The organism is Variovorax sp. 20P10.2.4, assembly GCF_058244205.1.
In genome coordinates this window covers 1-18,400 of the sequence record NZ_JBZAYE010000087.1, presented here as the reverse complement: position 1 = coordinate 18,400, position 18,400 = coordinate 1, and the positions used below count along the sequence as shown (strand labels likewise).

The window sequence follows — 18,400 nt, the reverse complement described above, 5'->3', positions numbered from 1 at the left end:
GGGAACGGGCGTCGCGATCATTTGGCCACCAGCTTCGCGACGTTGATGTCCGAGCGCAGCATGCCCTGCTCCTTCATCAGGCCGGTCCAGTAGGCGAGCTGCTTCTCGCTCGCCACCGGGCCCGGCGGCGAGATCTGGATCTTCGCGAGCACGTCGGCGGGCAGCCGGGTGTACTTGCCGATCGAGGCGCGCAGGTTCGCTTCGTTCTTCGGCTGCTGCATGAAGGCCGCGGCCTCGACCAGCGCCTCGCGGAAGGCGCGCGCCGCGCCCGGGTTCTTCGCCACCCATTCGCGCTTGGCCGCGTGCACGATGGTCAGGTTGTTGTCGGGCAGGAAGGTCGAGTAGTACGAGGCCACGTAGCCCGCGCCGCTGTCGGTGATGCGGGTCATGAACGGATCGGTCGACACGACCGCATCGACCGAGCCGCCGCGCAGCAGGTCGGCATGCTGCGGGAAGGCCGCCTCGACGAAGTTGACCTTGCGGTGGTCGACGCCGCTGTCCTTGAGCCAGGCGCGGAAGGTCACGTGCAGGAAGGCGCCCAGGCCCGGCACGCCGATCTTCCTGCCCACGCAGTCCTGCGCGCTTTTGATGCCGCTGCCGGCGCGCGCCACCAGGCCCGCGCCCGTGATGGTCTTCGAGGTGAGGCCGCCGCCGGCCACCACCACCAGGTCGAGGCCGCCGTCGACCGCCTGCAGGAACACCGAGGGCGTGGGGCCGCCGAGCTGCAGCGAGTCGGACTGCAGTGCCGCGGGAATGGTGGAGTTGAGCGGGATGAACTTGAGCTCGACCTCGAGGCTGCGCTTCTTGAAATAGCCTTCGTCGGCCGCCACGAACACCGAGGCGAAGTCGGTCACGGCCGTGTAGCCGAACACGATCTTCGTCAGGGGCTGGGCGCGCGCGGGCAATGCGGCGGCCGCCGATGCCGCGGCCAATGCCGACAGCAGGGTGCGTCTCTTCATCATGGTTTTTCTCTCCTGAGGGGTGCTTTCTTCTGGGGTGACTTGGCGCTCTTCGGCCGCGGCAGCGCATGGCGCAGGCCGCCGACGATGAAGTTCACGAGCATCGGCGCCATGGCCGGATCGCCGGGCGTGTTCTCGCCGCGCGACAGGCGCGCGATGCGGCTGCTGTTCAGGTGGTTCATGAGGGCGCCGAGCGCGAACTGGTAGCCCCAGGCGATCTCGCCGCGCGTGGCATGCGGCAGCACGACGTGCAGCGCATCGATGAAGGCCTCGGCCAGCGGATCGAAGTAGGCGCGCAGCACGCGGTCGGCCTCTTCGGTGGTGTTGGCGAGTTCGCGCGCCACCAGCAGCGCGTAGTACTCGCCCTCGGGGCTCGCGCGCAGCGCCAGCACCGGCGTGGTGAAGGCCTCGATGATGCGCGGCAGCGTGCGCGCGTCGTCGGGGTCGAGGTTCACCGCCGCCAGCCCCGCGAGCCGCGCCTCGATCGAGGGGGCCCAGTGCTCGAAGATGGCGTGGAACAGCTCGTGCTTCTGGCCGTGGTAGTAGCCCACCAGCGCCAGCGGCACGCCGGCCTCCTCGGCGATCTGGCGGATCGTCACCGCGTGGTAGCCGTGCTGCGCGAACAGCTTCTCGGCCGCCAGCAGGATCGCCTGCCTGCGGTCGGGCCGTGCCGTCTCGATGGCGACAGCGGCGGCGGACGATGCGCTCGGGCGCGCGGCGCGGCGCTTGGCGGTGGGTGTGCGGGTGCTCATGGATGCGTATTGAACACTTGTACAAAAATGTTGAACACGCGTACAAACCCTGAGGTCAACCCCTCTTGAGCGCACTCCGTCACGGCGCTACGCTCGCTCCATGCCCGCTCCCAACATCCCCCAGATCCGCCTCTATCAAGACTGGCTGCGCGAGACGCGCGGCCTCGCTTTCGACAGCTACGACGCCCTGTGGCGCTGGTCCGTCACCGAGCTCGATGCCTTCTGGCAGAGCATCTGGGACTACGCCCGCATCGAGTCGCCCACGCCGCACACGGCGGTGCTCGCCGAGTCGCGCATGCCGGGCGCGCGCTGGTTCCCCGGGGCCCAGGTCAACTATGCGCGCGAGGTGTTGCGCCACGTCGACGCGGCCCATGCGGCCGGCATGCCCGCGATCGTCAGCGACAACGAGCGCGGCGAGGTGCGCGAGCTGTCGTGGCCCGAGATGCGGCGCCAGGTCGCGTCGGTCGCGCTCACGCTGAAGTCGCTCGGCGTGAAGCGCGGCGACCGCGTCGCGGCCTACATGCCCAACGTGCCCGAGACCATGGTGGCCTTTCTCGCCTGCTCGAGCATCGGCGCGATCTGGAGCGTGTGCGCGCCCGACATGGGCACGGCCGCCGTGGCCGACCGCTTCCGCCAGATCGAGCCCACCCTGCTGATCGCGGTCGACGGCGTGCACTACGGCGGCAAGCCGCTCGACCGCAGCGCCGTGCTGCAGGAACTGCGCGAGCAGCTGCCGAGCGTGCGCCGGCTGCTGCTCGTGCCCTCGCCCCACGCCGCGGGCCAGGTGGCGCACGACGTCGACTGGGCCCGGGCCACCGCGCGCGACGACGCCGAGGTCGCGGCCTTCGAACCCGAATCGCTGCCCTTCGACCATCCGATCTGGATCGTCTACTCGAGCGGCACCACCGGCCTGCCCAAGCCCATCGTGCACGGCCAGGGCGGCATCATCCTCACCATGCATGCCTGCGGCCTGCACAACGACGTGGGCGCGAGCTACGGCGCCAACAACTTCGGCGAGCGCTACCACTGGTACAGCTCCACCGGCTGGGTGATGTGGAACTCGCAGCTCTCGGGCATGGCCTTCGGCGCCACCATCTGCATCTACGACGGCAACCCGGCCGGCAGCAAGGAGAAGCCCGACTGGGGCGTGCTGTGGCGCTTCGTCGCGCGCCACGAGGTCACTTTCTTCGGCGCGGGCGCGGCCTACTTCAGCAACTGCATGAAGGCCGGGCTGGTCGCGAAGGACTGCGGCGACCTCTCGCGCGTGCGCGCGCTCGGCAGCACCGGCTCGCCGCTGCCCGAGGAGGTGCAGCGCTGGGGCACGCAGCAGATCCTCGATGCGGGCTCGAAGGACGTGTGGTGGTGCAACATCTCGGGCGGCACCGATTTCTGCGGCGCCTTCGTCGGCGGCCACCGTGAGCTGCCCGAGGTGCCGGGCCAGATGCAGTGCCGCGAGCTCGGCCATGCGGTCGAGGCCTGGAACGAGCAGGGCCAGCCGGTGATCGGCGAGGTCGGCGAGTTGGTCTGCACCCAGCCCATCCCGTCGATGCCGCTCTACTTCTGGGGCGACGAGGGCAATGCGCGCTACGTCTCGAGCTACTTCGACACCTACCCCGGCGTCTGGCGCCATGGCGACTGGATCCGGATCGGCAACGACGGCGGCTGCATCATCTACGGCCGCAGCGACGCCACCATCAACCGCCAGGGCCTGCGCATGGGCACCAGCGAGATCTACAGCGCGGTCGAGGGCCTGCCCGAGGTGCTCGATTCGATGGTGGTCGACCTCGAGTACCTGGGCCGCGAGAGCTACATGCCGCTGTTCGTGGTGCTGCGCCCCGGCGTCGCGCTCGACGATGCGGTGCGCGCGCGGCTTAACCATGCGATCAAGACCTCGCTGTCGCCGCGCTTCGTGCCCAATGACATCTTTCAGGTGGCCGAGATCCCGCGCACGCTCTCGGGCAAGAAGCAGGAGCTGCCGATCAAGAAGCTGCTGCTGGGCCAGCCGATCGAGAAGGTGGTGAACCGCGAGGCGATGGCCAATCCCGGCAGCCTCGACTGGTACGTGGCCTTCGCGGCGCAGCGCGCGTCCGTATGATGGCGCGATGCTTTCCAGACGCAACGTATTCCTTCTCGCGATCGCCACCGGCGTGGCCGGCGCCGCGCTCCTGAGTGCCTGCGCGGCCTCCTCCCCGTCGGCGCCTTCGGCCTCGGCCGCGCCGCTCGTCGTGAGCGGCACCGTGAGCTACCGCGAGCGCATCGCGCTCGATCCCGCCGCCGAGGTGCGCGTGCAGCTGCTCGACGTCTCGCGCATGGACGCGCCCTCGGTCGTGCTGGCCGAGCAGCGCATCCGCGCCGACGGCCGCCAGCCGCCGTTCGCCTACACGCTGCAGGTCGACGCGGCGCGCATCGATCCGCGCATGCGCTACGCCGTGGCGGCGCGCATCGTGCGCGGCGAGCAGCTGCTGTTCATCAACGACACGCAGTACAGCGTGCTCACGCAGGGCCAGGGCATGCGCGCGGACCTGGTGCTGGTGCGCGTCACGCCAACGTCGCCGCGCTGAGTTTCACGAGGTGTGAAGAAACCGTAGCGAGCGCCCCGAGGTCGCGCCGAGGACCGGAGCCGTACCTTGTACGGTGAGGACCGCAGGTGCGAGATCGGGGCGCGCAGTAGGTTTATTCACACCTCGTCAGGCCAGCAGCTCGTAGAGCACCATCTTCGTCTGCCGGCCGCGCAGCTCCACCTGCTCCTCGACGCGGCGCGTCGCCAGCCGGCCCTTGATCCCGGCATGAGTCACTTCCGACACCAGCAGCTGCGTGCCGAGCTGCTTGTTGATGCCCTCGATGCGGCTCGCCACGTTGATCACGTCGCCGAAGGCCGTGTACGACAGCCGGTCGTTCGAGCCCAGCACGCCCGCGATCACCATGCCGGTGTGGATGCCCACGCGGGTGCGGAACTCGGGCAGCGCCTGGCTGTGCCACTGGCGGTTGAGCGCGCGCATCTCGGCCTGCAGCTCGAGCGCCGCGAGGCAGGCCTTGTACTCGGCATCGGGCAGGTCGGCGGGCGCGCCCCACAGCACCATGATCCCGTCGCCGATGAACTTGTCGATCACGCCGCCATGGCGCGCGAACACGCGCGCCGCGAGGTTGAAGTAGTCGGTGAGCTGGCCCACCAGCACGGCCGGCGGCATCGACTCGGAGATGCTCGTGAAGCCCTCCACGTCGGTGAACATCACCGTCACGCGGCGCGGCGAGCCGTTGGGCGCGAGCGCATGGCCCTGCGCGATGAGCTGGTTGATCACGTCCACCGGCACGAACTTGCTGAAGGCCTTGAGGCTGCGCGCCGACTCGTCGAGCGCCTGGTCGAGATGCTGGATCTCGAGAACCCGGCTCGGCTCGCGCGGCAGGCTGTCGAGCTCGAGCATGCCGATGCGGCGCGCGATGCGCGACAGGTTCTCGACCGGCGCCGTCACCAGCTTCGACAGCCGCAGCGAGATCGCGAGCGCCACCGCGAGGAAGCCCAGCACCAGCAACATCGACCACAGCACCGCGCGGCGCAGGTCGCCGAGCAGCGCGTCCTCGGGCACCCAGCTCACCAGTTCCCAACCGGTGATCTCGATGCGCGAGGTCTGCGCCAGGTAGCGTCGCCCTTCGTGGCGGAACGAGAACGCGGTGTCGGCTGCGTGGCCCGCGGTGCCGTCGTCCACCATGTGCTGGTGCAGTTCGCCGAGCACGCCCGTGGGCGCCTCGAGCTGGTGCCGCACGCCCGGCATGTCGCTGCGCGCGAGCACGCGGTGGTCGGCCGACAGCAGCGCGCTGCCGCCGAAGCCGCTGCTGCTGAACTGGCGCACGAAGTCCGAGAGCCGGCCCAGCGACACGTCGCCGGCCACCACCAGCGCCTGCGGATTGCCGTCGGCATAGCGGCGCCGGCTCGGCAGCGCGTAGGTCACGCCGAGTTCCTGCGCGGCCGCGAAGACATAGGGCTGCGTCCACACCGGTCCCTTGGCCGCGCGGGCCCCGATATACCAGCTGCGCGTGCGCGGGTCGTAGTCGCTCTGGAAGGCCTCGAGGCGGATCGTCTGGTAGCGCTGCTGCGGCTCGGCATCGACCTCGAGCGGGCGCTTGTACTGCCAGGTCTCGGTCGTGATGCCGCGCTCGGGCGCGATGTGGCGGATCGCCGGCGCGGGATAGCGCAGCGCCATCAGCATCTGGCCCTCGTCGTTCGCGACGTAGAGGCTGTCGAGCTCGGGCGACTGCTGCAGCATGGTCCAGAGCATCTCGGCCGTCCATTCGCCCTGTTCGCCCGCGGGCCGCAGGCTCGGCGTGCCGGCGACCGCGCCGACCACCGACTCGGCCTTCGAGAGGAAGGCGTTCACCTTGTCCTCGGTGCGGTCGTGGTTCGACTTGTGGGCCGATACCCCGATGCGCGAGACCAGCCGCTGCGAACCCCAGTAGCCGAGCGAGACCAGCAGCAGCGATTGCGTGAGCGCGACCACGCTCACGATGGTGCCCACGTCGACCCGGAAGTGACGGGTGCGGCGCCGCGAAGGCGCCGGGTTCGAGGCGAAGCCGAAGGTCCATGGCCGTGTGACAGACGCGGTCGCTTCGGAAGACGGCCGCGCGGCCGGGTCCGGCGCGCCGGACGGATATCTGTTCATACTGCTCCCTGTCTGCCCAAGCGCATCCGCGGCCGGAGGGCCACGGATCGGCAGCCGGCGGTCTCGCTGTCCGATCAGTGCGTCGGAAATGCTGGCGAGTGCCGGATGCGGGGCGGATTCTCGCTCCACTCCCTCGAAGCGGGCGAAAGCTGTGCCGGGACAGTCGGAGATTCGGCGGCGCCGCGCGCCTACTGGGCGTCGTGGAAGATCAGCCCCAGCGTCTGGCGCCGGCCCGAGCGCACACGGCTCACGCCATGGCGCATCGTCACGCGGTAGCTGCCGCGCGTGCCCGCCACGGGCCGCTGGTTGACCGCGAAGATCACGGCCTCGCCCTGCGCGAGCGGCACCACCTCGGCGCGCGACTGCATGCGCGGGCGCTGCTCGGTCAGCACGAACTCGCCGCCCGTGAAGTCCTCGCCGGGCCGGCTCAGGAGCACCGTGAGCTGCAGCGGGAACTGCAGTTCGCCGTACAGGTCCTGGTGCAGGCAGTTGTAGTCGCTCTCGTCGTAGCGCAGCAGCAGCGGCGTCGGCCGCTGCTGGCCGGCCGCGTGGCAGCGCGCGAGGTAGTCCGCGTGCGTGGCGGGATAGTCCGCCGGCAGGCCCATCGCCTGAGCCCAGGCATTGGCCAGCGGCGCGAGCCGTTCGTAGAGTGCGGCGCGCCAGGCCGCGACCGGCTCGGGCAGCGGATAGGCGAGGTACTGGTACTCGCCCTGGCCGAAGCCATGGCGCTGCATCACCACGCGGCTGCGGAAATGTTGTGGTTCGTCGTACATCGCGGCCAGCGCCGCGCACTGGCGCGGACCGAGCAGGCGGCCGGTGGTGGCGCAGCCGCGCGCGGCGAGGTCGGCTTCGATGCGGGGCCAGTCGAGCGCATCGATCACGGAAGCGGGAGAAGGCATGGGGCGAGTGTGGCGCGGCCGGCGGGCGCGGGCTCGCCGTTTCCGGACGCGGCTTTCGGCACGGTTTTGCCGCTTCCTTGCGGCAGGCATCCGGCCTTTTGAGCGATCATCCGCCCATGGCGCGCGAAAAACCCATTCCACACGAGAACCCCGCCGGGCAATTGGTGCAGGGACGTTCCGTTGCCGCGCTGGGACGCGGCATGGCATTGGTCAAGGTCGGCAAGTCGCCGCGTCCGGTCGTTCGTCCCGAAGACAAGACCACGGTGCTGTTGAAGAAGGCGGCTCGCGCACTCGGCAAGCCCGGCATCGATCGGTCGGAAGTCTTTCGCGGGCCGAACGCGGCCAAGGTCTACGCCTATTCCGCCTACCCCCAGGACCTGAGCAAGGTCGTGCGCGAGGCGGCCGATGGCACCAAGGTCATCGGCCGCATGGTCGATGGCAGGTTCCGCGCCAGCAAGGCGTGAGTCGCCGCCCACCCCGGCTCGAGAAGCTGCTGGCGCAGACGCAGGGGCCGCGTCCGGTGGCGTTCGTGCTGGCTGGCCACAACGGGTCCGGCAAATCGACGCTCTGGTATTCGCGCCTCGCGGAATCGCTGCGCATGCCGCTGGTCAACGCCGACCGCATGATGATGTCCATCCTGCCGGATGCCGACCCGCTCACGGGGCGCATCCCGACCTGGGCCGAACGCCTGCGCGACGATGACGAGCGGTGGCAGGCGCTGTCCCAGAAAGGCGTGCGCGCCTTCAAGAGCCTGGTGATGGACCAGCGCATGCCCTTCGCATTCGAGACGGTCTTCTCCCACTGGAAGCCGCTGCCCGGCGGCGGTCACGCGTCGAAGGCGGACGACATTCGTGCCATGCAGGAGGCGGGCTATTTCGTCGTGCTGCTCTTCGTCGGACTGGTCTCGGTCGACATGTCCGTCTTTCGCGTGAGCACGCGCAAGCAGCAAGGCGGCCACGATGTGGAGCGCAGGAAGTTGATCGAGCGTTTTCCACGCACGCAGGCGGCGGTCGGGCACGCGACGCAGATCGCGAACATGACGCTGATGTTCGACAACAGCCGCTCGGAAAAGAACGCCTTCGCGCTGGTGCGCGCCCAGGCGAAGAAAACGGTGTTGTTCGATGCGCGGGACCCTCAATTCGACGTGGACCCCGAGCTTCGAGCAGTCTGCGATCCGTGGCTCGAGAAAGTCACGGGACCGTTCAAGCCACCGCGTACCCGGCGACCGAAGACAGCCGTGCGTTGATTCCGGATCGGGAATGCCTCAGAGCGGCGCGATCGGAATGCAGATGTCGCATTTGAAGGCGTGCGTGTTGTCGTCGTAGGCGTAGCTCGCCGCGTAGTGCTCGAAGGCCGGCCGGTTGTCGAACTGGAAGCCGCTGCCCGGCAGCCAGTCGCGCAAGAGGCGGGTCCAGGCCGTATTGATCTCGGCCGGCAGGCCGTGGAAGCGGAGCGCCGCATAGCGCCCGCCCGCCAGCACCGTCTTCTGGAAGCCGCCGTCGGGCACGAAGTCTTCGGGCACCTCCACGCAGGCGTCGTAGCGCGACTGCTCGGGCGGCGTGATGCTCGGGTCGTCGTGGCTGATGCCGTAGCGCGCGCCCGACCACAACCGGTGCCGGGTGATCCAGGGCGCCACCTGCTCGCCCCAGAACGCGCCCACGGGCGCGCCGAAGGGGCCGACATAGCGCAGGTAGGCGATGGTGACGGGCGGGCGGATGATCAGTTCGACGTTCATGGGGGGCTCCGGGGAAGCAGCGCCGTCGGGATCGCGGCGCGGACCGGGCCCATTCTTCGTGAAGCCATGCCGTTCGATCTGATCGGGATTGCTGTTCGCCTCGGGCAGCAGCGACCAGTCGTGGGCCGCGCGCCAGCTGCTGGGCGCGCTGCCGAAGCGCGCGCGGAAGGCGCGCGAGAAGGCCTCGCCCGAGCCGAAGCCGACCGACACCGCGGCCTCGAGCACCGACAGCCGCGGCTGCGTCGCGAGCCGCAGCGCTGCCACCTCGAGCCGGCGCCGGCGCACGTAGTCGCCCAGCGTCTCGCCGGCCCAGGCCGCGAACAGGCGGTGGAAATGGAAGGCCGAGAAATGCGCGACGTCGGCCAGCTCCGCGAGGTCGAGCGGGCGCTCGAGGTGATCGTCGATGTGCGTCACCACCTTGTGCATGCGCCACTCGTACTCGGACCGGCTGTCGCGCGGCATCGGCTTCAACCCTCGCGGGCCTGCGCGAGCAGCCAGTCGCTGAAGAACTTCAGCAGCGGCCGCTGGTCGGCGCGCTCGGGCGTCACGAGGTAGTAGGCGCGCTCGCCCGCGAGCGGCCGCGGGCAGGCCACCACCAGCTCGCCACGCGCGAGCTCGTCGGCCACCAGCATGGTCGGCATCAGCGCCACGCCCAGGCCCTGCGAGGCGGCCGCGGCCAGGATCGAGAACAGCTCGTAGCGCGGGCCGCCGCGCGCGTTGGGCGCGTCGACCTGCTGCGCATCGAACCACTGGCGCCAGCCATCGGGCCGCGTGCTCTGCTGCAGCAGCGGCATGTGCGCGATGGCCGTGGGCGAGACCGGCTTGCCGCGCGGCAGCAGCGCGGGGCTGCAGACCGGCACCACGTCCTCCTGCATCAGCGGCAGCGCGTGCGTGCCGGCCCAGTTCTGCACCTGCGCCACCGTGCCCGCGTAGAGCGCGGCGTCGAACTCCGCGTCGGCGAACAGGAAGGGCCGGGTGCGCGTCTCGATGTGCACCACCACGTCGGGCTGCAGCGCCGCGAAGCCCTTGAGCCGCGGCATCAGCCAGCGCGTGGCGAAGGTGGGCACGGCCGCCAGCGACAGCGAGCCGCCCTCGCCCTGGTGCGCCATCGCGTCGAGCGTGTCGCGCTCCATCGCCTCGAGCCGCTTGGCGGTCTGCCGCGCATAGGCCGCGCCGCTCGCGGTCAGCGCCACGCCGTGGCGCGTGCGGCGGAACAGCGCCACGCCGAGGAAGGCCTCGAGCGTGCCGATCTGGCGCGACACCGCGCTCTGGGTGAGCGCGAGTTCCTGCGCGGCGCGCGTGTAACTCTCGTGGCGCGCGGCCGCGTCGAAGCACACGAGGGTCTGCAGGGGCGGGATCTTGCGGCGCATGTATGCCGCGAGTGTATGACTGGCGAAGGGCTTTCATCAATGAAAGCACGGTTCCGGCAACGCCCAAGACATTCTGGATCCGCATATCTGGGTGAGGATTCATCGTTTGCGCCGCGCCCCTTGCCTCGCTAGGATCGCCCGATCCCCCTCTTTTCCCCTTTTTCCGGAGACAGCCGCATGGCCGCCAAAGCTTCCTTCCACTGGGACGACCCCTTCCTGCTCGACCAGCAGCTCACCGACGACGAGCGCATGATCCGCGACGCGGCCAATGCCTACTGCCAGGAGCGCCTGGCACCGCGCGTGCTCGAAGGCTTCCGCACCGGCGAGACCGATCCGGCGATCTTCCGCGAGATGGGTTCGCTGGGCCTGCTGGGCCCCACGATCCCCGAGCAGTACGGCGGCCCCGGCCTCAACTACGTGGCCTACGGCCTGATCGCGCGCGAGGTCGAGCGCGTCGATTCGGGCTACCGCTCGATGGCCAGCGTGCAGAGCTCGCTGGTGATGGTGCCGATCTTCGAATTCGGCACCGAAGGCCAGAAGCAGAAGTTCCTGCCCAAGCTCGCCACCGGCGAATGGATCGGCTGCTTCGGCCTGACCGAGCCCGACCACGGTTCCGACCCCGGCAGCATGGCCACGCGCGCCAAGAAGGTGCCGGGCGGCTACGCGCTCACCGGCAGCAAGATGTGGATCAGCAACTCGCCGATCGCCGACGTGTTCGTGGTCTGGGCCAAGGAAGTCAGCGAGAGCGGCGCCGTCGGCCCGATCCGCGGCTTCGTGCTCGAGAAGGGCATGAAGGGCCTGAGCGCCCCGGCGATCCACGGCAAGGTCGGCCTGCGCGCCAGCATCACCGGCGAGATCGTGATGGACAACGTGTTCTGCCCCGAGGAGAACGCCTTCCCCGAGGTGCAGGGCCTCAAGGGTCCGTTCACCTGCCTCAACAGCGCCCGCTACGGCATCTCGTGGGGCGCGCTCGGCGCCGCCGAGGACTGCTGGCACCGCGCGCGCCAGTACACGCTGGACCGCAAGCAGTTCGGCCGCCCGCTGGCCGCCAACCAGCTGATCCAGAAGAAGCTGGCCGACATGCAGACCGAGATCTCGCTGGGCCTGCTGGGCAGCCTGCGCCTGGGCCGCATGAAGGACGAAGGCACGGCCGCGGTCGAGATCACCTCGATCATGAAGCGCAACAACTGCGGCAAGGCCCTCGACATCGCCCGCCTGGCGCGCGACATGATGGGCGGCAACGGCATCAGCGACGAATTCGGCGTGGCGCGCCACCTCGTGAACCTCGAGGTCGTGAACACCTACGAAGGCACGCACGACATCCATGCGCTGATCCTGGGCCGTGCCATCACGGGCATCGCCGCGTTCGCCAACTGAAAACGGACAGCCGAACGCAGAAGGAATACCAAAGAGACGCAGAAGTCGCAGAAAAAACCGAAGACATTTTTCGGGCTTCCCTTCTGCGACTTCTGCGCAACCTTCGCGACTTCTGCGTTCTGCCCCCGCATTCCTGACATGACCCAAGCAGCCCTCGACGGCATCAAGGTTCTCGATCTGTCCCGCGTGCTCGCGGGCCCGTGGTGCACGCAGATCCTCGCGGACCTGGGCGCCGATGTCGTCAAGATCGAGCGTCCCGGCGTCGGCGACGACACCCGCACCTGGGGCCCGCCCTTCGTGAAGGACGCGAACGGCAACGACAGCGACCAGGCCAGCTACTTCACCGCCTGCAACCGCAACAAGCGCTCGGTCACCATCGACATGGCCACGCCCGACGGCCAGGCGCTGCTCAAGCAGATGGCGGCGCAGGCCGACGTGGTGGTGGAGAACTTCAAGACCGGCGGCCTCAAGCAGTACGGCCTGGACCAGGAGACGCTGCGCCGCGCCAACCCGCGGCTCATCTACTGCAGCGTCACCGGCTTCGGCAACGACGGCCCCTATGCCGAGCGCGCGGGCTACGACCTGATGATCCAGGCCATGACCGGCATGATGAGCATCACCGGCCGCCCCGACGGCGAGCCCGGCGGCGGCCCGCTGCGCGTGGGCGTCGCGCTCACCGACATCTTCACCGGCGTCTACGCGAGCACCGCGATCCTCGCCGCGCTGCAGGTGCGGCACCGCACCGGCGAAGGCCAGCACATCGACATGGCGCTGCTCGACGTGGGCATGGCGATCCTCGCCAACCAGGCCAGCGCCTTCCTCAACACCGGCAAGGCGCCGGCGCGCCAGGGCAACACCCATCCGAGCCTCGCGCCCTACCAGGACTTCCCGACGCTGGACGGCGCGATGCTGCTGGCGATCGGCAACAACGGCCAGTTCGCGCGCTTCTGCGAGGCCGCGGGCCAGACCGGCTGGGCCAGCGACGCGCGCTTCGCGAGCAACACGCTGCGCGTGAAACACCGCGGCGTGCTGATCCCGATGATGGAAGAACTCACGCGCACGCGCACCACGGCCGACTGGGTCGCGCTGCTCGAGGACAAGGCCGTGCCCTGCGGCCCGATCAACGACATCGCGCAGGCCTTCGACGATGCGCAGGTCAAGGCGCGCGGCCTCGCGGTCACGCTGCCGCGCGACGCGGGCGACGGCATCGCCGCCATCACCGGCGTGGCGAGCCCGCTGCGCCTGTCGGCCACGCCGCCGGTGCTGCGCCGCGCACCGCCCGCGCTGGGCCAGCACACGCGCGAGGTGCTCGCCGAGATGGGCATCGATGCGGCGCGCTTCGAGGCATTGCGCGCCTCGGGCGTGGTCTGACACACTGGCGGGCATGACCCGCCCGCACGAACCTTCCGATGCCGCGCCGTTCGCGCTGCGGCGCATCGATCACCTGGTGCTGCGCGTGCGCGATGCCGAGCGCGCCATCGCCTTCTACGTCGGCGTGCTCGGCTGCACGGTCGACAAGCGGCGCGACGACCTCGGCCTGGTGCACCTGCGCGCGGGCGCGAGCCTGATCGACCTCGTCACGCACGACGGCAAGCTGGGCCGCGCGGGTGGCGCGCTGGCCGGCCGCGAGGGCCGCAACCTCGACCACCTGTGCCTGCGCATCGAGCCCTTCGACGAGGCTGCGATCCGCGAACGCATGGCGCGCCATGGCGTCGAGGTCGACGGCGAGGTGCAGAACAACTACGGGGCCGAGGGCACGGGGCCCTCGATCTATCTGCGCGATCCCGACGGCAACGGCGTCGAGCTCAAGGGCCCGACTGCCTAGCCGCGCCCCAGCACCGCCACCGCGAACACCGCCACGCCCAGCACCAGGTTCAGGCTCACGAGCTTGCGCACCAGGTCGAGCCGGCCCGCGGCCACCGGCCAGGCGCCGTCGTCGACCGCGCGCCGCATCGCGCGGAACACCGAGGCGCGGATGTAGACGTAGATCGCGGCCATCACGATCGCGATGCCCATCATGGCCTCGATGCGCCAGTGCACGCCGCGGAAGCCGCCCGTGGCCAGGATCATCGCCACGCCCGTCACGAACAGCAGCGTGACCGAGGCATCGACCCCGACGAAGAAGCGCCGCAAGGTCGCGGCCATCATGCGCAGGCGCAGCGGTGGCTCGAGCGTGGCGACGGCGGCCGGGCGCACCGCGAAGTGCATGAGGGCCATGCCGCCGACCCAGAAGGCGGCGCACAGCAGGTGGACGAAGAGCGGGAGCAGGTAGGACATGGGGGGCGATCAGACCACCGATGCCCGCCGCGCGCAACGATCTCCCCGCGTCTTCCTCAAGCGGCGGCCGCGCGCGTGCGCGGTGCCGGCTTGCGCGTTTTGGGCGCCTTGGCCGGCCCGGTGTCCGCGTAGCGCTTCATGTCGCGCACCACGCAGCGCAGCAGCTCGGCCGCGGCCGGCGACAGCAGGCGCCCGTGGCGCGACACGATGTGCGAGCGGCCCTGCGACAGCAGCGGGTTCTTCATCGGCAGCTCGATCAGCTCGGGGTGGTCGGCGTTCGGCGTCAGCGAGATCCGCGTGCCCAGCGTGTAGCCGAGCCCGGCCGAGACGAAATGGCCGAGCGCGCCGAACGAGGTGGTGGTCAGCAGCGAGGGCAGCCGCACGCCCTCGCTGATCTCGGCCGCTTCGATGTGCTGGCGCACGCCGAAGTTGCGGTGCAGGGTGGCGCCGGGGTAGGGCAGCAGGTCGGCGAGCTTGAGCGGGCGGCCCAGCTGCGCGAGCGGATGCGAGCGCAGCACCAGCGCCTGGATCGGCTGCGGATGCGACTGGTGCGAGGTCAGCCGCTCGTCGCGCGGCGGCTGGAACAGCATGCCGATGTGGGCGCGCTCCTCGACCACGCGGCGCACGATCTCGTCGGTGCTGGCCACGTCGAGGTCGACGGTGATCCCCGGGTGCGTGGTCATGAACTCGCGCAGGCTGTGGCGCATCAGCCAGTCCACGTAGCCCTCGCCCACCACGATGTCGATGTGGCCGCGCTCGATCTTGCGGATGCTGTCCATCTGCGCCATCAGGTGCTGCTTCTGGCTGTTCTGGCGGCGCACGTAGCCGGCCAGCATCTCGCCCGCGTCGGTGGGCACCACGCCGCGGCCATGGCGCTCGAGCAGCGGCACGCCGCACTCCTGTTCGAGGATGCCGATCGCGCGGCTGACGGCCGAGGGGTCCATGTCGAGCACGTCGGCCGCGCCGCGCACCGAGCCGCTGTCGAGCACCTGCATGAAGTAGCGCACGCGGCGCGTGTCGAGCCTGTCGTCCATCGCCCGGTCTCCTGAGTGTTGCATTCAATGCATCGAATATCCCGATTTGCGGTCATTGATGCAATAGGCCTACATGGAGAAACTCGCCGCCATCCGCCAGCAAAGGCTTCACCCACGGCTCCAGACCGACGCCCCACCCATGACCTCCGCCGCCTCAGTTCCCATCACGGCCGCGCCCTCCGGCGCTTCCGGAAAACTCAAGCTCGCGGTCGTCACGCTGGCCATCGTGGCCGCGGCCGAGCTGGTCGGCCCGGTGCAGTTCAGCGTCGGCCCGGGCAAGGTGGCGCTGCTGCCGATGCTGTGGGCGCTGCTGATCGCCGCGGTCTGGGGCATCGCGCACCGCCGCGTGCCGGGCGTGGCGCGCGTCGCCACCGCCGAGCAGTCCTTCGCGGGCGGCCTGCTCAACGCGGGCCTGCTGCTGTTCGTGGTGAAGCTGGGCCTCACGGTCGGCGCCGCGCTGCCGCAGGTCAAGCAGGCCGGCTGGGCGCTGCTGTTCCAGGAGTTCGGCCATGCGCTCGGCACCCTGGCGCTGGGCCTGCCGCTGGCGCTGCTGCTGGGCATCAAGCGCGAGGCCGTGGGCGCCACCTTCTCGGTGGGGCGCGAGGGCAACCTCGTGATCATCGGCGAGAAGTACGGCATGGCCTCGCCCGAGGGCCGCGGCGTGCTGGCCGAGTACATCACCGGCACGGTACTGGGCGCGCTGTTCATCGCGGTGCTGGCGGGCTTCATCGCCAGCCTGCACGTCTTCGATCCGCGCTCGCTGGCCATGGGCGCCGGCGTGGGCTCGGGCAGCCTGATGGCGGCCGCGCTGGGCGCCATCGCCGCGCAGCAGCCGGCCGAGATGCTGCCGCAGCTCACGGCCATCGCCGCCGCCTCGAACCTGCTGACCACCGTCGCTGGCTTCTACTTCACGCTGTTCCTCTCGCTGCCGCTGTGCTCGTGGCTCTACGGCAAGCTCGAGCCGGTGCTGGGCCGTTTCTCGAAGCGCGGCGCGCCCGATGCGGGCACCGCCGCCGTGTCGCAGGTCAGCGTGGCGCATGGCGGCGCGCTGCCGCTGCGCGACACGCTGATCGCCTGGGCAGTGGTGGGCGGCGGCGTGCTGATCGGCAATTCGCTGACCTACAAGGTGCCGCCACTGGTCTCGCTCGAGGGCATGCTGGCCGTGGTGGCGATCGCGCTGGCCGTTGAGGGCCTCAAGCGCCTGGTGCCGCGGCTGCCGATGGTGCTGGTGCTGTCGGTGGTGGCCACGGTGGTGGGCATCCCGGGCCTGCTGCCGTTCTCCGACGCGCTGATCGCGCTCACCGCCAAGCTCAACTTCCTGGCCTTCACCACGCCGGTGCTCGCGCTGGCCGGCTTCTCGGTCGCGAAGGACCTGCCGGTGTTCCGCCAGCTCGGCTGGCGCATCGTGGTGGTGTCGCTGACCGCCACCGCCGGTACCTTCCTCGGCGCTACCCTGATCGCCGAATTCTTCCACTGACCCCACTAGAGAACCCCACCATGTACCGCGACCCCGAAATCGCCGAAGACACCCGCGCGCGCATGCAGGCCTGGCGCCGCGACATCCATGCCAATCCCGAGACCGCGTTCGAGGAGCACCGCACCGCCAACGTGGTCGCCAACGCGCTGATGCTGATGGGCTTGCCGGTGCACCGCGGCCTGGCCGGCACCGGCGTGGTCGGCACGCTGAAGAACGGCGACGGCCCGAGCATCGCGCTGCGCGCCGACCTCGATGCGCTCAACATGCAGGAGCTGGGCACGCAGGCCCATGCCTCGAAGTGCGTGGGCAAGATGCACGCCTGCGGCCACGACGGCCACACCGCGATGCTGCTGGGCGCGGCCGAGCACCTGTCGCGCCACAAGCCCTTCAAGGGCACGGTGCACTTCGTGTTCCAGCCGGCCGAGGAGAACGAGGGCGGCGGCCGCGTGATGGTCGAGGAAGGCCTGTTCGACCAGTTCCCCGCCGATGCCGTCTACGGCATGCACAACTTCCCGAGCCTGCCGCGCGGCCGCTTCGCGATCCGCAAGGGCACCATGACCGCCTACCTCGACACCTTCGAGATCGTGGTCACCGGCAAGGGCAGCCACGGCGCCATGCCCGAGACCGGCATCGACTCGGTGGTGGTCTCGGCGCAGCTCATCAACGCACTGCAGACCATCGTGAGCCGCCGCACCGGCGCCACCGACTCGGCCGTGGTCAGCGTCACGCAGATCCATGGCGGCGACACCTGGAACGTGATCCCCGAGACCGTGGTGCTGCGCGGCACCGTGCGCACGCTCGACGCCGCGATCCAGGACAAGACCCAGGCCGCGATGCAGCAGATCTGCGAGGGCGTGGCCGCCACCCACGGCGCGAAGGTGGCGCTCGACTACCGCCGCGGCTATCCGGGCGTGGTCAACACGCCGGCCGAGACCGACGCCGCGATCGCCGCGGCCGCCAGCCTGGTCGAGCGCGAACAGGTGCTGACCGACATCCCGCCGGCCATGGGCTCGGAGGACTTCGCCTTCATGCTGCAGAAGCGTCCGGGCGCCTACATCGGCATCGGCGCGGGCGAGGGCCCGAACGATCCGAACGTGCACAACCCCTACTACGACTTCAACGACAACATCCTGCCGTTGGGCGCGGCCTACTGGGTGGCACTGGTCAAGCAGCAGCTTCCGGCCGCATGATGCGCTGATGCTGTCCGCCTTCGACATCTTCAAGATCGGCATCGGGCCCTCGAGCTCGCACACCGTGGGCCCGATGCGCGCGGCGCTGCTGTTCGCGCGCTCGCTCGAGCAGCGGGGCCTGCTCGAGCGCGTCACGCGATTGCGCGTCGACCTGTTCGGCTCGCTCGGCGCCACCGGCCATGGCCATGCGACCGACCAGGGCGTGATCCTCGGCCTGTTCGGCGACGCCCCCGACACGGTGCGGCCCGAGACCGTGCAGCCGCGGCTCGAGGCGCTGCGCCGCGGCGGCACGCTGATGCTGCTCGGCACCACGCCGATCGCCTTCGACCGCGTGCGCGACATCGTGTTTCGCGGCGAGGAGTCGCTGCCCGAGCATCCCAACGCGATGCGCTTCACCGCCTTCGCCACCGACGATGCGGTGCTCGCCGAGGGCCGTTATTTCTCGGTCGGCGGCGGCTTCGTCGTCGAGGGCGGCCAGGCCGTGGCACAGACCGCGGCGGTGGCGGTGCCGCATCCCTTCGCTACCGGCGACGAACTGATGGCGCAATGCGAGGCCAACGGCCTCTCGGTGGCCGCGCTGGTGCTGCGCAACGAATGCGCCTGGCGCCCCGAGGCCGAGGTGCGCGCGGGCCTGCTGCGCATCTGGGGCGTGATGCAGCAGTGCGTGCAGCGCGG

18 protein-coding genes are annotated in these 18,400 nt (G+C 70.1%); 10 read left to right on the top strand and 8 right to left on the bottom strand.

What is annotated here, in order from left to right; genetic code table 11:
- Positions 1-17: 17 nt before the first annotated feature.
- Complete coding sequence (locus AC27VN_RS11435; RefSeq protein WP_490876612.1) at positions 18-962, bottom strand: ABC transporter substrate-binding protein; 945 nt, start codon at positions 960-962, stop codon at positions 18-20.
- Positions 959-1,711, bottom strand: coding sequence for a TetR/AcrR family transcriptional regulator (locus AC27VN_RS11430; protein WP_490876611.1), 753 nt, complete (start codon positions 1,709-1,711; stop codon positions 959-961). Before AC27VN_RS11430 ends, AC27VN_RS11435 begins: the two co-directional genes overlap by 4 nt.
- Positions 1,712-1,811: 100 nt before the next feature.
- Here AC27VN_RS11430 and AC27VN_RS11425 point away from each other — a divergent pair, with 100 nt between their 5' ends.
- Complete coding sequence (locus tag AC27VN_RS11425; protein ID WP_093343763.1) at positions 1,812-3,806, top strand: acetoacetate--CoA ligase; 1,995 nt, start codon at positions 1,812-1,814, stop codon at positions 3,804-3,806.
- A gap of 7 nt (positions 3,807-3,813) precedes the next feature.
- A complete protein-coding gene (locus AC27VN_RS11420) occupies positions 3,814-4,272 on the top strand; it encodes a YbaY family lipoprotein (protein ID WP_490876610.1) in 459 nt (152 codons plus the stop codon).
- A 126-nt stretch (positions 4,273-4,398) separates the two neighbouring features.
- On the opposite strand, the gene AC27VN_RS11415 is transcribed toward AC27VN_RS11420, so the two are convergent.
- Both AC27VN_RS11415 and AC27VN_RS11410 read right to left on the bottom strand, forming a co-directional pair.
- Positions 4,399-6,366: an adenylate/guanylate cyclase domain-containing protein gene (locus AC27VN_RS11415; RefSeq protein WP_296788586.1), complete on the bottom strand. Its 1,968-nt coding sequence runs from the start codon at positions 6,364-6,366 to the stop codon at positions 4,399-4,401.
- Between the two features lie 188 nt (positions 6,367-6,554).
- Complete coding sequence (locus AC27VN_RS11410; protein ID WP_490876609.1) at positions 6,555-7,355, bottom strand: 2OG-Fe(II) oxygenase; 801 nt, start codon at positions 7,353-7,355, stop codon at positions 6,555-6,557.
- Positions 7,356-7,381: 26 nt separating this feature from the next.
- Between AC27VN_RS11410 and AC27VN_RS11405 the strand changes: the two genes are divergently transcribed.
- Entirely contained in the window at positions 7,382-7,729 is a 348-nt protein-coding gene (locus AC27VN_RS11405; RefSeq protein ID WP_490876608.1) for a hypothetical protein, read from the top strand.
- Positions 7,726-8,511, top strand: coding sequence for a zeta toxin family protein (locus AC27VN_RS11400; protein ID WP_490876607.1), 786 nt, complete (start codon positions 7,726-7,728; stop codon positions 8,509-8,511). Before AC27VN_RS11405 ends, AC27VN_RS11400 begins: the two co-directional genes overlap by 4 nt.
- A gap of 18 nt (positions 8,512-8,529) precedes the next feature.
- Here the strand turns inward: AC27VN_RS11400 and AC27VN_RS11395 are convergent, their stop codons facing one another.
- Complete coding sequence (locus AC27VN_RS11395; RefSeq protein WP_490876606.1) at positions 8,530-9,462, bottom strand: AraC family transcriptional regulator; 933 nt, start codon at positions 9,460-9,462, stop codon at positions 8,530-8,532.
- 5 nt (positions 9,463-9,467) lie between these two features.
- Positions 9,468-10,370: a LysR substrate-binding domain-containing protein gene (locus AC27VN_RS11390; RefSeq protein WP_093343769.1), complete on the bottom strand. Its 903-nt coding sequence runs from the start codon at positions 10,368-10,370 to the stop codon at positions 9,468-9,470.
- Between the two features lie 177 nt (positions 10,371-10,547).
- Here AC27VN_RS11390 and AC27VN_RS11385 point away from each other — a divergent pair, with 177 nt between their 5' ends.
- From AC27VN_RS11385 to AC27VN_RS11375, 3 genes are all read left to right on the top strand, one after another.
- The gene (locus AC27VN_RS11385) at positions 10,548-11,747 is read left to right on the top strand and encodes an acyl-CoA dehydrogenase (RefSeq protein ID WP_057592354.1); all 1,200 of its coding nucleotides are present in this window, start codon (positions 10,548-10,550) and stop codon (positions 11,745-11,747) included.
- A gap of 138 nt (positions 11,748-11,885) precedes the next feature.
- The gene (locus tag AC27VN_RS11380; protein WP_490876605.1) at positions 11,886-13,118 is read left to right on the top strand and encodes a CaiB/BaiF CoA transferase family protein; all 1,233 of its coding nucleotides are present in this window, start codon (positions 11,886-11,888) and stop codon (positions 13,116-13,118) included.
- A 13-nt stretch (positions 13,119-13,131) separates the two neighbouring features.
- Positions 13,132-13,572 carry a VOC family protein gene (locus AC27VN_RS11375; RefSeq protein ID WP_490876604.1) on the top strand — a complete coding sequence of 147 codons (441 nt, stop codon included), beginning with the start codon at positions 13,132-13,134 and terminating at the stop codon, positions 13,570-13,572.
- Here the strand turns inward: AC27VN_RS11375 and AC27VN_RS11370 are convergent.
- Positions 13,569-14,024, bottom strand: a complete 456-nt coding sequence (locus tag AC27VN_RS11370; RefSeq protein ID WP_490876603.1) for a CopD family protein — start codon at positions 14,022-14,024, stop codon at positions 13,569-13,571. The two genes, AC27VN_RS11375 and AC27VN_RS11370, sit on opposite strands and share 4 nt — an antisense overlap.
- Before the next feature lie 56 nt (positions 14,025-14,080).
- Positions 14,081-15,058, bottom strand: coding sequence for a LysR family transcriptional regulator (locus tag AC27VN_RS11365; RefSeq protein ID WP_490876602.1), 978 nt, complete (start codon positions 15,056-15,058; stop codon positions 14,081-14,083).
- A 139-nt stretch (positions 15,059-15,197) separates the two neighbouring features.
- On the opposite strand from AC27VN_RS11365, the gene AC27VN_RS11360 reads away from it, so the two are divergent.
- The 3 genes from AC27VN_RS11360 to AC27VN_RS11350 all read left to right on the top strand — a co-directional run.
- On the top strand, positions 15,198-16,535 hold the full coding sequence (locus tag AC27VN_RS11360; protein WP_490876601.1) for a DUF3100 domain-containing protein: 1,338 nt from the start codon (positions 15,198-15,200) through the stop codon (positions 16,533-16,535).
- Positions 16,536-16,555: 20 nt separating this feature from the next.
- Positions 16,556-17,725: a M20 aminoacylase family protein gene (locus tag AC27VN_RS11355; protein ID WP_093343778.1), complete on the top strand. Its 1,170-nt coding sequence runs from the start codon at positions 16,556-16,558 to the stop codon at positions 17,723-17,725.
- A gap of 7 nt (positions 17,726-17,732) precedes the next feature.
- Positions 17,733-18,400, top strand: a 668-nt coding sequence (locus tag AC27VN_RS11350; RefSeq protein ID WP_490876600.1) for a serine dehydratase beta chain, incomplete at its 3' end; no start/stop codon positions are given.

What these genes read in the sequence shown, in the direction of transcription:
- AC27VN_RS11435 (WP_490876612.1), bottom strand. Translation starts at nt 962, where the DNA reads ATGATGAAGAGACGCACCCTGCTGTCGGCATTGGCCGCGGCATCGGCG.
- AC27VN_RS11430 (WP_490876611.1), bottom strand. Translation starts at nt 1,711, where the DNA reads ATGAGCACCCGCACACCCACCGCCAAGCGCCGCGCCGCGCGCCCGAGC.
- AC27VN_RS11425 (WP_093343763.1), top strand. Translation starts at nt 1,812, where the DNA reads ATGCCCGCTCCCAACATCCCCCAGATCCGCCTCTATCAAGACTGGCTG.
- AC27VN_RS11420 (WP_490876610.1), top strand. Translation starts at nt 3,814, where the DNA reads ATGCTTTCCAGACGCAACGTATTCCTTCTCGCGATCGCCACCGGCGTG.
- AC27VN_RS11415 (WP_296788586.1), bottom strand. Translation starts at nt 6,366, where the DNA reads ATGAACAGATATCCGTCCGGCGCGCCGGACCCGGCCGCGCGGCCGTCT.
- AC27VN_RS11410 (WP_490876609.1), bottom strand. Translation starts at nt 7,355, where the DNA reads ATGCCTGCCGCAAGGAAGCGGCAAAACCGTGCCGAAAGCCGCGTCCGG.
- AC27VN_RS11405 (WP_490876608.1), top strand. Translation starts at nt 7,382, where the DNA reads ATGGCGCGCGAAAAACCCATTCCACACGAGAACCCCGCCGGGCAATTG.
- AC27VN_RS11395 (WP_490876606.1), bottom strand. Translation starts at nt 9,462, where the DNA reads ATGCCGCGCGACAGCCGGTCCGAGTACGAGTGGCGCATGCACAAGGTG.
- AC27VN_RS11390 (WP_093343769.1), bottom strand. Translation starts at nt 10,370, where the DNA reads ATGCGCCGCAAGATCCCGCCCCTGCAGACCCTCGTGTGCTTCGACGCG.
- AC27VN_RS11385 (WP_057592354.1), top strand. Translation starts at nt 10,548, where the DNA reads ATGGCCGCCAAAGCTTCCTTCCACTGGGACGACCCCTTCCTGCTCGAC.
- AC27VN_RS11380 (WP_490876605.1), top strand. Translation starts at nt 11,886, where the DNA reads ATGACCCAAGCAGCCCTCGACGGCATCAAGGTTCTCGATCTGTCCCGC.
- AC27VN_RS11375 (WP_490876604.1), top strand. Translation starts at nt 13,132, where the DNA reads ATGACCCGCCCGCACGAACCTTCCGATGCCGCGCCGTTCGCGCTGCGG.
- AC27VN_RS11370 (WP_490876603.1), bottom strand. Translation starts at nt 14,024, where the DNA reads ATGTCCTACCTGCTCCCGCTCTTCGTCCACCTGCTGTGCGCCGCCTTC.
- AC27VN_RS11365 (WP_490876602.1), bottom strand. Translation starts at nt 15,058, where the DNA reads ATGGACGACAGGCTCGACACGCGCCGCGTGCGCTACTTCATGCAGGTG.
- AC27VN_RS11360 (WP_490876601.1), top strand. Translation starts at nt 15,198, where the DNA reads ATGACCTCCGCCGCCTCAGTTCCCATCACGGCCGCGCCCTCCGGCGCT.
- AC27VN_RS11355 (WP_093343778.1), top strand. Translation starts at nt 16,556, where the DNA reads ATGTACCGCGACCCCGAAATCGCCGAAGACACCCGCGCGCGCATGCAG.